The following is a 12964-nucleotide window of genomic DNA, read 5'->3' on the forward strand; positions in this document are numbered from 1 at the left end:
AAGCCGCTATAGGCTCGCACCGTGTCGCTATCCAAGTCCCGAGAACCGCAACGAATCGCGAAGCTGCTGGCCCGTGCCGGAATTGCGTCGCGCCGTGAGATCGAACGCATGATCGCCGAGGGGCGCATCGCCATCGACGGGGTGCCGCTCGATACCCCGGCGACTCTGATCACGTCGCTTCGTGGCGTGACGGTCGACGGCAAGCCGGTGAAGGCGCCCGATCCGGCGCGCCTTTTCCGCTTTCACAAGCCCGCCGGCGTGCTGACCGCCGCGAGCGACCCCAAGGGCCGCGCGACGATCTACGATCGATTGCCGAAGGGGCTGCCCCGGCTGATGCCCGTCGGTCGGCTCGACCTCAACACGGAGGGGCTGCTGCTGATGACCACCGACGGCGGGTTGAAGCGCCAGCTTGAACTGCCCGCCAGCGGTGTCGAACGCAGCTATCGCGCACGCGCTTATGGTGACGTCACGCAGGCGCAACTCGAGGAACTAATCGAAGGCGTCGAGATCGATGGCGTCCGCTATGGTCAGATCGACGCCAATCTGGAACGGCGCACCGGCGCGAATGTCTGGATCGAACTGACGTTGACCGAAGGCAAGAATCGCGAAGTCCGGCGAGTCCTGGAATATCTCGGGCTGCAGGTCTCCCGCCTGATCCGCACGCGCTATGGCCCTTTCCATCTCGCCGACCTTCCCACTGGCGCGGTGGATGAGATCCGACAGCATGATCTGGTGCTGTTCCGCAAGACACTGGAAGGATCCGGCGGCGGCAAGGCGGCGTCCAACCTGCAGCTTGCCCACAAGCCCTATGCGCCACCGGTTCCCGAGGCAGCCGAACCGACGAAGCCGAGCAGGACGGATACCGACCCGCGCCGCAAGACGCGTTCCGGCGCGGCGACCAAGGCGAAGCCGAAAGCGCGGCCCGAACGCAAGCCGCGCCCGGAATTTGCCGAGGATCGCCCGCAGGGCAAGCTCGGCCCCCGCCCGTCGCGCAAACCCGAAGGGCGCGACGAGGCCGGACGCGGCGATCGCGGCCGCAAGCCCACCGATCGCAAGACGTCCGAGCGGCCCGGCAAAGCGAGCGCGCCCGATGGCGGCCGTCGCCGCCCCTCCGCGGCGGGCAATCGCCCGCCGCGCTCGCGTGGGCCGAAGCGCTGATGCGAGTCATTGCCGGCCAATGGCGCGGACGACCGCTGGCAGCGCCGAAGGGCGGCGCGACGCGGCCGACCGCCGATCGCACTCGCGAAGCGCTGTTCTCAATGCTGACGAGCCGGATCGGCGATTTCGAAGGGCTCGCTGTGGGGGACTTCTTCGCGGGATCTGGCGCGCTGGGCTTCGAAGCCTTGTCCCGAGGCGCGGCGTCGTGCCTGTTCGTCGAACAGGATCGCGCCGCGCTCGACGCGTTGCGCGCCAATGCCGAAAAGCTCGGCGTGCGGCCCGATATCCGCGCGACCTCGGTGCTGGCGCTCGGTCCCGCCCCCGCGCCGCTCGACCTCATCATGATGGATCCGCCCTATGGCAGCGGTGCGGGTGCCGTCGCGCTCGACAAGCTGTCGCGACTCGGATGGACCGGGCCCGCGACCTGGGTGAGCATCGAAACTGCCAAGGACGAGACAATCGACGTCGCCGGGTTCGCAATCAATGCCGAGCGCAAATACGGCAAGGCAAAGATCACGCTGCTGCGTCAGTCCTGACGAATTTCGCCGCCAGTTCGACATGCGTCGACCAGCGAAACTGCCCCACCGGCTGGACCCATTCGAGCCGATACCCGCCCTTGCAAATCGTCTCGGCATCACGTGCGAAGGTACTGGGATTGCACGAAACATAAGCAACAACCGGTGCCGATGATCCGGCCAGTTCGGGGGCCTGTTCCTTCGCGCCCGCGCGCGGTGGATCAAGGATAACCGCATCGAACCGGCTGAGATCGGAGGAAGGGACCGGACGGCGGAAGAGATCGCGATGCTCGGCCAGCAGCATGCGCTGCGCCCGTCCGCCGGCGGTCTTGAGCGACAGCAGCGCGTCGCGCGCGCCTTCGGCCGCATAGACCTTCGCCTTGGGGAATGAGAGCGCGAACGTGCCGAGCCCGGCGAACAGATCGGCGATCGCTCCGGCATCGCCGACGATTTCGCGCACCGCCGCGACCAGCGCCGCTTCCCCCTCGGCCGTCGCCTGGAGAAAGCCGCCGATGGGCAGCGGCACCGGGACGCCGCCCAGCGTGATCGTAACCGGTTCGGGTTCCCAGCGCGGCTGTGGTCCGTAGCCGTCGTCGATCGCCAGCCGGGCGAGCCTGTGGCGGCCGGCAAAGGCAGTGAGCGCCTCGGCATTGGCCAGCCCTTCGGCCTTCACTGCCGAGATGGACACATCAACTCCCTGGTCGGTCATCGAAAGCTGCACGTCCGATCGTGCATTGCCGAGCATCGTCGAAAGCAGTCCGCGCAACGGCGCGAGCAGCGCGAAGAGTTCGGGCGCCAACACCCAGCATTCGGACAGATCGATCAGGTGATGGCTCGTCTGCTTCGTAAAGCCGAGATGCACCTGCCGTCCGCGCCGCTCCGCGTGGAAGGTCGCGCGCCGCCGGGTGCGCGGCGGCGAAAGGATCGGCGCGCGAATCTCGGTCTCCAGGCTATGCGCGGCAAGCGCGCCGGCAACGCGCTGGACGATGAAGCCGGACCAGCTCTCGTCGTCGAGATGCTGGAGCTGACACCCGCCGCATTCCGGGAAGTGACGGCATGGCGGCTCGTGGTGATGCGGGCCGGGAATGACGGTCCCGTCCGCCTTCACCATATCGCCCGGCGCCGCAAGCGGCACATGGCGTCCGGTTCCGGTGACGCCGTCGCCGCGCGACGCGACATGGAGGATGGTATCGGCTTCGCTCACAGACATTCGGCTATGGCGCGCGGCAGATTCGCGATCAAGTCGTCGGCGTGGAAGGCGGGACCGCAAAGCTGCGCGGCGCGGCCATGAAGCCACACCGCAGCTTCGCACGCCTCCAGATGCGAAAGCGCGCCGCCGGCAAGCTGCGTGGCCAGCGTTCCGGCCAGAACGTCGCCGGTCCCGGCCGTGGAAAGCCAGGGCGATCCATTGGCGCCCAGAATGACCTCGCCCGATGGCGCGGCAATCACGGTATCACCGCCCTTGTGAATGATATGCGCGCCGCTCTCCTTCGCTCCCGCGATCGTCCGCTCGATCTTGCTGCCGCCTCCCGGACCGAACATCCTGTCGAACTCGCCGCTGTGCGGGGTCAGCACCTTCGGCGCGCGTCGATCCGACAGCCGCGCTCCGGCGTCGGTTCCAAGCAGCGAAAGCGCGTCGCCATCGAGTATCAGCGCGTGCGAAGAGGACAATGCCAGATCGAGCATACGACGCGCATTCTGCCCGCGACCGAGCCCGGGTCCGACAACCACCGCCCCGATGCGGCTATCGTCCAGCAATTCCGTCATCGTTTCCGGCGTCGTCACTCGCCGACGCACGATCGCATGGGGTTGTCCATCGCTCGCCGTGTCGCCGGCAAGGATGACATAGCCCGCTCCGCTTGCCGCGGCGCAGGCGCTTAACCGCGCCGCGCCGGGCATCTCGCCTTCGATCACAACCACCAGGCCGCGACTATATTTGTTGGCCCTGGCCGACGGGCGGGCAAGCGCCGGACGCGCCAGGCTATGCCACGCGCTTTCCACAGGAATGCCGATATCGGCCAGCATCACCGCCCCGCATCCGGCCAGCCCGTCGCCGATGCAATGGACCGGCTTCAGTGCGCCGAGCGCCACTGTGCGATCCGCGGTGACGGGGGAGCCGAGATCGTCGCCGCTATCGGTATCGAACCCGCTGGGAATGTCGATCGACAACACGAACTGCGCACCTTCCACCAGCGTTCGCAACCGATCCCCCAGGTCGGGCGTGAAGGGCCGGGCCTTGCCGATGCCGAGCAACCCATCGACCAGGAATGCGCGGGGGGCTGCGTCTTCCAGCGCGACGGTTCGGCCCTCCCATCGACTACGCATATGCGCGGCCGCGCCCGCCTTGGCATCGCCCATCGTCGCAACCGTGACGTCGAGTCCGGCCTCCTCAAGCAACCGCGCGGCGACATAGCCGTCACCGCCATTGTTGCCCGGGCCGGCAAGCACCAGAACGGGTCGCTGATTGGCGAAGCGCAGCGCCTCCCGCGCGACTGCCGTGCCCGCGCGCTCCATCAGCTCTATCTGCGAGGCACCGGCGGCAAAGACCGCCTGCTCGGCGGCAACCATAGCGGCGGCCGACACCACGGGCACCCCCGGCGGAATCACGCATCATCTCCCGATTTCACCGTCGCGGGGAGGCGATAGCGATCGCCACCCACTTCGACTTCGATCTCGGTTCCGCTGAGCGGGGTAACAACGGCTTTCTCGGCGCCGTCAGCCGCGACGACTCCGCGCCCGTCGGTGGTGACCAGCAGGCGGCGAAATCCGCCATCGGGCTGGCGGATCGTCAGGAACAGGCCGTCCTGGGTCGGCGTCCGGTCGATCGAACAGACACGCGCGAAATCCGTGGCTCCGCGGGGCGCGCAGAGGATCCCGCCTTCGGCATTCGCCATCGCCTCGCGATTGGCCGCCTCGGCGAGTTCGGCCCCTTTGTCACGCAGGCCCGAGTCACAGCCGCCCAGCAGCAGCACCGCCAGACCGCAAAAACCGACTGATTCAGATATCCGCGTAGACATGCGTTTCGGCGCGGGCTCCCGGATGCGTCACTGCACCCTTATACGCCGGGCCGACCGTCTGAACATAGCGCCACAGCGCGCCAGCCTGATAGTCGTTCTGCCGCGGCTGCCACTTGGCGCGACGATCGGCCAGGACGTCGTCGGGCACGACCAGGTCGATCGTCCCCGCTTCGGCGTCGATTCGGATCGTGTCGCCATCCTCTACCAGCGCGATCGGGCCGCCTTCGGCAGCTTCAGGGCCGACATGGCCGATACAGAAGCCGCGCGTGCCGCCCGAGAACCGCCCGTCGGTGATCAGCGCCACCTTCTCGCCCATGCCGAGGCCATAGAGCGCGGCGGTGGTCGACAGCATCTCGCGCATGCCGGGGCCGCCCTTGGGCCCTTCATAGCGGATGATGATGACCTCGCCTTCATTGATCTCGCGCTTCTCGACCGCGGCGAAGGCCTCTTCCTCGCGATCGAAGCAGCGCGCCGGGCCTTCGAACTGGAGCCGTGCCATGCCCGCGACCTTCACGATCGCACCTTCGGGCGCCAGCGTACCGGTGAGGCCGACGACACCGCCGGTGGGCCGGATCGGCGTCTTGATGTCGTAGATCACCTTCTGGTCGGGATTCCAGCTGACCTCGTCGATATTCTCGCCGAGCGTCTTGCCGGTGACGGTCATGCAATTGCCGTCGAGATAGCCGCCTTCAAGCATCGTCTTCATCAGCATGTAGACGCCGCCTGCCTCATACATATCCTTGGCGACATAGTTGCCGCCGGGCTTCAAGTCCGCGATATAAGGCGTTGATTTAAAAGCCTCTGCTACGTCGTGCAGATCGAATTCGATTCCCGCTTCATTGGCCATTGCAGGCAAATGCAGCGCGGCGTTGGTCGACCCGCCCGTCGCCGCCACCACGCGCGCGGCGTTGATGAAGGCCTCACGCGTGCAGATGTCGCGCGGGCGCAGATTGCGCTCGATCAGTTCCATCACCTGATGTCCGGCGGCAACGGCAATCTGCTCGCGCGTAGAATAGGGAGCCGGCACCATGTTCGAATTGGGCAGCGACAGGCCGATCGCCTCGCCCACGCACGCCATCGTGTTGGCGGTAAACTGCCCACCGCAGGCACCGTGCCCGGGGCATGCGACCTTTTCCAGCGCATGGACTTCCGAAATCGGGCACGTCCCCGCAGCGAACTTGCCGACAACCTCGAACACGTCGACGACGGTCACGTCCTTGTCGTGATAGCGGCCCGGCAGGATCGACCCGCCATAGACGAAGATCGACGGGATATTGAGCCGCAGCATCGACATCATCATGCCCGGCAGCGACTTGTCGCACCCGGCAAAGCCGACCAGCGCGTCATAGCAATGGCCGCGCACGCTGAGTTCAACCGAATCGGCAATCAGATCGCGGCTCGCCAGCGAGCTGTGCATCCCCTGATGGCCCATCGCGATGCCGTCGGTGACGGTGATGGTGTTGAATCGCCGAGGCGTACCGCCATTCTGCACCACGCCCTCACGCGCGGCGTCGGCCTGCACGTTGAGTGTGGTGTTGCACGGTGCGCTGTCATTCCCCGCGCTGGCGAGCGCGACGAACGGGCGGGCGATCTCCTCTTCGGAAAGGCCCATCGCGTAATAATAGCTGCGGTGCGGCGCCCGTTCGGGGCCGACGGTTACGTGACGGCTCGGAAGCCGGCTCTTGTCGAAACGATTGGTCATGGCGCGAACGCCTATGTCGCGGGAGACCCCGTTGACGCAAGGCTATTGCGTACCTGCACGATCATTTGTTCCATTTTCGTCGCCCAATGGTGGATGCCGCCGGGGTCGGAAATCGCGTCGTTGACGATCTCGACCGCCAGATAGGGAATGCCGTGCGCCTCGGCATGGCGATTGAGCGTCGCGTTGAGCAACTTGCCCGAATAGGGTTCGTTGTCTCCGGTCTCGATCCCTTGCCCGCGCAGCCAATCGATCGCGAATCGCGCGGCGCGATCGTCCCGATTGTAGAGTATGCCGACCGTCCAGGGACGCACCTCGTCGCTGGTCGCAAGCTGCGGCGTGAAGCTGTGGATCGAGACGATCAGATCGGGCCGATGCGCCGCGACCTGGTCGGCAATGGCTCCGTGATAGGGATCGTAGAAGCGCCTGATCCGCGCGGCTTTGTCGACGCCGACATTGCCCGGGATCGCATGCCCGTCGCTTTCGGTCGGGACCAGTTTGGGGTGATCGGGCTCGCGGTGGAGATCGATAACGAGCCGGGAGACGGTCGCGAGGATCGCGGGCGCGTCGAATGCTTGCGCCACCAGTCTGGCGACATCCCGGGCGCCGACATCGACGGCGATATGCATCGCGTCGAGGTCGTCCGACTCGAGGCCAAGATCGATGTCTTCGGGCACATGCGATGATGCGTGATCACAGATGATCAGCAACCGGTCATCGCCGCCTTCATGGATTTCCGGTGCCATCAGTAGCTCGGCCTCCGCCTTTCACGGAACGCCGTCAGTCCCTCGCCGAATTCCTCGCCGCCGAAGCTCGCTTCGAAATCATCGTCACGCGCACGTTGCGACGGATCGGCGAGCGTCCGCTTGAGCAGCCGCACCGCGCCGGGGGCATTGGCGGCGATCCGATCGGCAAAGGCGCGGGCCAGCGACAACGCCTCGTCGGCGCGCAATTCGACCAGCCCAATCCTTTCGGCATCGATTCCGTCGATGATCTCGCAGGTATAGAGCATGCGGGCAGCCTGCCCCTTCCCCACTTGTGCGGCAAGCCGGGCGACATCCTCGCGCGGATAGCCGATGCCGAGCTTGGCGGGTGTCACCGCGAATTCGGCAGCACCGCCCGCGATCCGCAGGTCGCAGGCAAGCACAAGCGCCACCGCAGCGCCGTAGCAACCACCGTCGATCGCGGCGATCACCGGCATCGGCAACGCCGCAAGCGGCTCCATCACTTTGCGCATGGCGAGGCGGAAACGGGTTCGCGCCCCCGGATCGGCGCGTAGCGTTTCGAACTCGCCGATATCGGCGCCGGCGCTGAAGATGCCGGGCGTCGCCGAGCGCAGGATCACCGCGCGCGCATCGCTCGCGGCAATATCGGCTACGGCCTGCGCCATCGCTTCCCATCCGGTCATCGAAATGGCGTTGCGCGCCTGCGGACGATCGAGCGTCAGCAGCGCCACATGATCTTCGCGTGTGTACTGAATCATCGCGGCCGCATGTGCCGCAAGTCGCCCCGTTTGTCACCGGCGGATGGCGCCCGCCGAAGCGGGGACCACCGGCGGACGTTGCGCTCCCGGCGCTCGATCCGTTGGCGGAGAGACTATGCCAGGCAGGTCAACAGGGGGTTAGGCGCAATGGTTAAGGCTCAAACCAGCGCGGTCGCCACCCCCCACCAATGCGGCGGCGCGGCCTTACATGCCGCCGCGCACGCTGCGGCGCTTTCGAACAGCGCGAAGCAGGTGGCCCCGGACCCGGACATGCGCACCAGCCCAGCCCCGGGCTGCGATTCCAGCCAGTCGATGACGCCGCCGATTTCGGGAGCGATGTCGCGCGCCGGCGGATAGAGATCGTTGCGCGACGTCGCCGCAACATCGAGCAGCGGCCCCGACGGCAGCGCGCCGCCGTCATCGCCGCTCCAGCGCGCGAAAATCGCGGCCGTCGACACCGCAACGCCTGGATTCACCAGCAGTACCGGCGTTCCCGGCGCACCGGCTATGGGCTGGAGTCGCTCGCCGCGCCCCTTGCCAATTGCGGTAACACTGAAAAGACAGGCAGGAACATCGGCTCCCAGCGAGTCCGCGATCGCGAACAAACGCGGATCCTTCAGATCGAATTCGTGGAGCCGCGCCAGCGCGCGCAACGTCGCGGCGGCATCCGCCGATCCGCCACCGATCCCCGAAGCGACCGGCAGATGCTTTTCGAGATGCAGCCTGTGGCCCGCCGATATGCCGAATGTCTCGCAAAACGCGCGTTCCGCGCGCGTCACCAGATTGTCTCCCTCGTCCGCAAGCGCCCCGGCGAACGGCCCGCTTACCGAAAATTCGGGCGTCTCGGAAATCGCCACGTTCACGGTGTCGCCATGATCGACGAACGCGAAGAGCGTTTCGAGATCGTGATAGCCGTCCGCCCGGCGCGCGCGGACGTGAAGTGCGAGGTTGAGTTTCGCACGCGCCGTTTCCGCGATCATGGCGGCGTCAGTCGTCCGAACCGTCAAGGCCATGACGCAGTTTCGCCTCGATCCGAGCCTTGTCCGAGCCCTCGGCATAGACCGCAGCTGCGCGCCAGGCATAGCGCGCTTCGAAACGGCGCCCCATCCGCCAATAGGCGTCGCCAAGGTGTTCGTTTATCTCCGTACTGCCCGGCGCGCCTTTGGCGGCCGCTTCGAGCAGCGGCAGCGCCCGGGCAAACTCGCCCTGCTGATAATAGGCCCAGCCCAGCGAATCGGTGATCGCCGGATTGTCGGGCTGCAATTCATGCGCGCGCTCGATCATCGCGGTGGCTGCGGCCATGTCGACTCCGCGCTCGATCTGCGCACGCCCGAGCGCATCGAGCGCCACCGGCTGATTGGGCGCCAGCGCAACGGCCCGCCTCAGCGCGGTCACGGCCGCGTCCCAGCGCCCCGCGGCATCGAGCGCCATCCCGCGGGCGACATGGAGCGCCCAGTCATCGCGCCCGCCCGGACGGGAAAGCGCAAGCGCATAGGCCAGGGCGGCCGCGTCATACCGGCCATTGGCCGCGAGCAGATCGGCATAGCTTCGCGCGTCACCGCTCGACGCATTGCGTCGATTTGCGATTTCGCGCGCATGTTCGAGCGCTTCCTCGGTCCGCCCCGCGCGTGCCAGCACATCGACGGAGACGATCCGCGCCTGATCGGCATAGGGGCTGTTCGCCGGAATTGCCTCCAGCGTTTCCAGCGCCACGGGATCGGCGCCGTCGCGCGAAAGCGCGTCGGCCAGCAGCAACCGCAACCGATCGTCGCGCGGGTCGAGCAACAGCCCGGTGCGCGTCAGCATGATCGAGAGCGGTACGGCATCCTCCTGCGCAAGATCGCCCGCCACCCGCAGGAGCATGCGAGAGAATCCGAATGACAGATCCGGCTTCTTCCTGCCCATCCGCTGGAGATAGGCAGCCATCTCCGAATCCTCGCCGACAACCAGCGCCCGCGCCTCGGCCCGATGCCCGGCTGCAACCAGCAGCACCGCCCCGTCGAGCTGCAGGTCCTCGCTCGCCCGGCCGCCGCCTACCAGCGCCCGGATGGTGCGGCTGCCCGCATCGATCCGGCCGGTCAGGAGCGACAGCAACGCGCGATTTTCGATGTTGAACCGCCGCGTGAGGCCAGTGTCGGCCGGCGCGTCGAGCGGCGGGAACGGATCCTTGCCGCGCGTATAGGCCTGCCATGCCCGCAGCGTGGGGAGCATGAAGTCGAAGGGGCCGCCCTCGATCTCCCCCATCAGCAGCTTGATGTCGCCCTCATCTCCGTCGCGCACCGCGACGGCCAGGAGATAGACAACAGCGTCGGGAGGCGGCGCCAGGCCTGCCCGCAGCGCCTGCGCGGCCCGCGTCGCAAGCGCTTCATCGCCGGCGGCAAGCCCGGCGCGATAGGCGCGCAGCGAGACCATTTCATCGTCTGGCGCGTTTTCCAGTGCCCGGGTATAGGCCACGACCGCGGCCTGAACATCGCCTTCGGCATCGGCGGCCATCGCGCGGACATAGGCATGGCCATCGGCCTGCTGGGCCAGCGCCGGGCCGCCGACGCACATCGCCGTCAGCCCGAATGCCGCTGCCAGCCGCTTACATGTTCGGATAATTGGGGCCTCCGCCGCCTTCCGGGACGACCCAGTTGATGTTCTGGGTGGGGTCCTTGATGTCGCAGGTCTTGCAGTGGACGCAATTCTGCGCGTTGATCTGGAACCGCGGAGTCCCTTCGTCCAGGCCGACAACTTCATATACACCGGCGGGGCAATAGCGTTGCGCGGGCTCGGCGTATACGGGAAGATTATAGTCGATCGGGACGTCGGGATCCTTCAGCGTCAGGTGGCAGGGCTGATCCTCTTCGTGATTGGTGTTCGAGAGGAACACCGACGAGAGCCGGTCGAAGGTCAGCTTGCCATCGGGCTTGGGATAGTCGATCGGCTTGACCTCGCTGGCATGCACCAGCGTCTCGTGATCGGCATGTTTGTGGTGCATGGTGAAGGGCATGCGAATGCCGAGATACTCGGCCCACATCGTCGCGCCCGCAAAGGCCGTTCCCCAGTCGTCGCCGAATTTCTTGACCAGCGGCGCGGTGTTCCGCACCAGCTTCAATTCCTTGTACACCCAACTCGATTCATAGGCGTCGGGATAGGCGGTCAGTTCGTCGCTGCGGCGATCGGCCTTGACCGCTTCGAACGCAGCCTCGGCGGCCATCATCCCGCTCTTCATCGAGGTATGGGTACCCTTGATGCGCGGCACGTTGAGGAAGCCGGCGCTGTCGCCGATCAGCGCGCCGCCCGGGAAGACAAGCTTGGGAACCGACTGGAACCCGCCATCGCTGATCGCGCGCGCGCCATAGGAAACGCGCTTGCCGCCTTCGAGGATCTCCGCAACCGCGGGATGCGTCTTCCAGCGCTGCATTTCCTCGAACGGCGAGAGATAGGGATTCGAATAGCTCAGCCAGGTGACGAAACCCAGCGCCACCTGTCCATCGGCCTGATGGTACAGGAAGCCGCCGCCATTGGCGCCTTCGGTCAGCGGCCAGCCCTGGGTATGGATCACGCGCCCCGGCACATGCTTGGCCGGATCGATATCCCACAGCTCCTTGATGCCGAGGCCGTAGATCTGCGGATCGCAATCCTTGCGCAGGTCGAACAGCCGCATCAGCTCCTTCGACAGGTGGCCGCGACACCCTTCGCCGAACAGCGTGTATCGGGCATGGAGTTCGAGCCCGGGCTGATAATCGCCCTTGTGTTCGCCGTCGCGCGCAACGCCCATGTCGCCGGTGGCGACGCCCTTGACCGAACCGTCCTCGTTGAACAGCAATTCCGCGGCGGCGAAGCCGGGGAAGATCTCGACACCCAGTTCCTCCGCCTTGCCGGCGAGCCAACGGCACAGGTTGCCGAGCGAGCCGGTATAGGTGCCCTTGTTGTTCATGAAGGGCGGTATCATGATGTTCGGCATCACCGACTTGTGATTGGCCGACAGGTGCCAGTGCTGATTGTCGGTCACCGGAGTCTGGGCGAGCGGGCAGCCGTCATCGCGCCAGTTCGGGAGAAGTTCGTCCAGCGCCTTGGGATCGATCACTGCGCCCGACAGGATATGGGCGCCCACCTCGGAGCCCTTTTCCAGGATACAGACCGACAGCTCGTTGCCCGCCTCATTGGCGAGCTGCTTCAGTCGGATCGCCGCCGAAAGCCCTGCCGGACCGGCACCGACGATCACCACGTCATAGGGCATCGACTCCCGTTCGCTCATGCTCATCTCCTTTCGGGACGCTCGAAATGCCTGTCGTCGTGCGTCCGCAACGTCTTGTCTCCACCCGGATGAAGGCAGATTGACCGCGGCGTCAACCCGCGATTCTATAGGGCTTATGGGGGCAGAACCAACCGAATCATGGCAAGCCGTCGCCGCAAGCGTGCTCGAATGGTGGCACGAGGCGGGCGTCGACACGCTTATGCAGGACAACGCGCGCGACTGGCTTGCGCGGCTGGCGGAGCCCGCCGCCGTAGCGACAATGTCGCATGCGGAAGCCGCCGCGCCGCTATCCGCACCCACCGAAACACTGCCTGAAACGCTTGACGCATTCATCGCCTGGCGGATGGGCGAATCGGCGCCCGAAGCCTCCTGGATCGGATCGCGCTTCGTCCCCGAGGGCAATAGCGACGCGCCGCTGATGGTCGTGACCGACATGCCCGAATCGGACGGCCTCATGGGCGGCGCCCCCGGGCGGCTGTTCGATCGCATGCTTACCGCCATCGGTCGAACGCGCGCCGACATCTATCTGACGTCGCTGGCGTGGGCGCCACCGGTCGCGCGGCAACTGCCCGCCGATTTCGAAACCCGACTGGCCGATCTGACCCGTCATCACATCGGGCTCGTCGCCCCGAAACAGCTTCTGCTGGTCGGGCGCACGACGGAACGCCTCCTGTTTGCGACCGATGCCGAAGACGCGGAAGATGGTTTAGGATACGTCAACCATTTCCGGGGGAAAATAGAAGCCGTGGCTTGCCTTCATCCCCGCCATCTGTTGGATCATCCCGGCAGGAAGGCACTGGCCTGGAAAAACCTTCAAATGTTGCTGATCCGGGGGAACAGCCTGTGACC

12 protein-coding genes are annotated in these 12964 nt (G+C 66.3%); 3 read left to right on the forward strand and 9 right to left on the reverse strand.

Annotated elements, in window-relative coordinates:
• Positions 1 to 21: 21 nt before the first annotated feature.
• Complete coding sequence (locus G5C33_RS11505; RefSeq protein WP_228275043.1) at positions 22 to 1158, forward strand: pseudouridine synthase; 1137 nt, start codon at positions 22 to 24, stop codon at positions 1156 to 1158.
• Positions 1158 to 1694 (forward strand): 16S rRNA (guanine(966)-N(2))-methyltransferase RsmD, encoded by a 537-nt coding sequence (gene rsmD, locus G5C33_RS11510; RefSeq protein WP_165327342.1) that lies wholly within the window; start codon positions 1158 to 1160, stop codon positions 1692 to 1694. Before G5C33_RS11505 ends, rsmD begins: the two co-directional genes overlap by 1 nt.
• On the opposite strand, the gene G5C33_RS11515 is transcribed toward rsmD, so the two are convergent.
• The 9 genes from G5C33_RS11515 to G5C33_RS11555 form a co-directional block, all read right to left on the reverse strand.
• Positions 1672 to 2883 carry a class I SAM-dependent RNA methyltransferase gene (locus tag G5C33_RS11515; RefSeq protein ID WP_165327343.1) on the reverse strand — a complete coding sequence of 404 codons (1212 nt, stop codon included), beginning with the start codon at positions 2881 to 2883 and terminating at the stop codon, positions 1672 to 1674. The two genes, rsmD and G5C33_RS11515, sit on opposite strands and share 23 nt — an antisense overlap.
• Positions 2874 to 4280, reverse strand: a complete 1407-nt coding sequence (locus tag G5C33_RS11520; RefSeq protein WP_165327344.1) for an NAD(P)H-hydrate epimerase — start codon at positions 4278 to 4280, stop codon at positions 2874 to 2876. Before G5C33_RS11520 ends, G5C33_RS11515 begins: the two co-directional genes overlap by 10 nt.
• Complete coding sequence (locus G5C33_RS11525; RefSeq protein WP_228275044.1) at positions 4277 to 4690, reverse strand: hypothetical protein; 414 nt, start codon at positions 4688 to 4690, stop codon at positions 4277 to 4279. The genes G5C33_RS11520 and G5C33_RS11525 overlap by 4 nt, the downstream gene beginning before the upstream one ends.
• Positions 4671 to 6392: a dihydroxy-acid dehydratase gene (ilvD, locus tag G5C33_RS11530; RefSeq protein WP_165327345.1), complete on the reverse strand. Its 1722-nt coding sequence runs from the start codon at positions 6390 to 6392 to the stop codon at positions 4671 to 4673. The genes G5C33_RS11525 and ilvD overlap by 20 nt, the downstream gene beginning before the upstream one ends.
• Before the next feature lie 11 nt (positions 6393 to 6403).
• A complete protein-coding gene (locus tag G5C33_RS11535) occupies positions 6404 to 7135 on the reverse strand; it encodes an N-formylglutamate amidohydrolase (protein WP_165327346.1) in 732 nt (243 codons plus the stop codon).
• The gene (locus tag G5C33_RS11540) at positions 7135 to 7872 is read right to left on the reverse strand and encodes an enoyl-CoA hydratase/isomerase family protein (RefSeq protein WP_165327347.1); all 738 of its coding nucleotides are present in this window, start codon (positions 7870 to 7872) and stop codon (positions 7135 to 7137) included. Before G5C33_RS11540 ends, G5C33_RS11535 begins: the two co-directional genes overlap by 1 nt.
• A gap of 158 nt (positions 7873 to 8030) precedes the next feature.
• Positions 8031 to 8852 carry a 4-(cytidine 5'-diphospho)-2-C-methyl-D-erythritol kinase gene (locus G5C33_RS11545; protein ID WP_165327348.1) on the reverse strand — a complete coding sequence of 274 codons (822 nt, stop codon included), beginning with the start codon at positions 8850 to 8852 and terminating at the stop codon, positions 8031 to 8033.
• Between the two features lie 7 nt (positions 8853 to 8859).
• The gene (locus G5C33_RS11550) at positions 8860 to 10425 is read right to left on the reverse strand and encodes a tetratricopeptide repeat protein (RefSeq protein ID WP_165327349.1); all 1566 of its coding nucleotides are present in this window, start codon (positions 10423 to 10425) and stop codon (positions 8860 to 8862) included.
• 31 nt (positions 10426 to 10456) lie between these two features.
• A complete protein-coding gene (locus G5C33_RS11555; protein WP_165327350.1) occupies positions 10457 to 12115 on the reverse strand; it encodes an electron transfer flavoprotein-ubiquinone oxidoreductase in 1659 nt (552 codons plus the stop codon).
• Between the two features lie 115 nt (positions 12116 to 12230).
• Here G5C33_RS11555 and G5C33_RS11560 point away from each other — a divergent pair, with 115 nt between their 5' ends.
• Entirely contained in the window at positions 12231 to 12962 is a 732-nt protein-coding gene (locus G5C33_RS11560; RefSeq protein WP_165327351.1) for a uracil-DNA glycosylase family protein, read from the forward strand.
• The last annotated feature ends 2 nt before the right edge of the window (positions 12963 to 12964 follow it).

Origin of the sequence: Sphingosinithalassobacter tenebrarum (assembly GCF_011057975.1) — a bacterium.
In the GTDB taxonomy this organism is placed as follows: domain Bacteria; phylum Pseudomonadota; class Alphaproteobacteria; order Sphingomonadales; family Sphingomonadaceae; genus Sphingomonas; species Sphingomonas tenebrarum.

Excerpts from the sequence above, each read along its gene's own strand:
- G5C33_RS11535 (WP_165327346.1), bottom strand. The coding sequence starts at position 7,135 with ATGGCACCGGAAATCCATGAAGGCGGCGATGACCGGTTGCTGATCATC.
- G5C33_RS11540 (WP_165327347.1), bottom strand. The coding sequence starts at position 7,872 with ATGATTCAGTACACACGCGAAGATCATGTGGCGCTGCTGACGCTCGAT.
- G5C33_RS11550 (WP_165327349.1), bottom strand. The coding sequence starts at position 10,425 with ATGTGCGTCGGCGGCCCGGCGCTGGCCCAGCAGGCCGATGGCCATGCC.
- G5C33_RS11525 (WP_228275044.1), bottom strand. The coding sequence starts at position 4,690 with ATGTCTACGCGGATATCTGAATCAGTCGGTTTTTGCGGTCTGGCGGTG.
- G5C33_RS11515 (WP_165327343.1), bottom strand. The coding sequence starts at position 2,883 with ATGTCTGTGAGCGAAGCCGATACCATCCTCCATGTCGCGTCGCGCGGC.
- G5C33_RS11560 (WP_165327351.1), top strand. The coding sequence starts at position 12,231 with ATGGGGGCAGAACCAACCGAATCATGGCAAGCCGTCGCCGCAAGCGTG.
- ilvD (WP_165327345.1), bottom strand. The coding sequence starts at position 6,392 with ATGACCAATCGTTTCGACAAGAGCCGGCTTCCGAGCCGTCACGTAACC.
- rsmD (WP_165327342.1), top strand. The coding sequence starts at position 1,158 with ATGCGAGTCATTGCCGGCCAATGGCGCGGACGACCGCTGGCAGCGCCG.
- G5C33_RS11545 (WP_165327348.1), bottom strand. The coding sequence starts at position 8,852 with ATGATCGCGGAAACGGCGCGTGCGAAACTCAACCTCGCACTTCACGTC.
- G5C33_RS11555 (WP_165327350.1), bottom strand. The coding sequence starts at position 12,115 with ATGAGCGAACGGGAGTCGATGCCCTATGACGTGGTGATCGTCGGTGCC.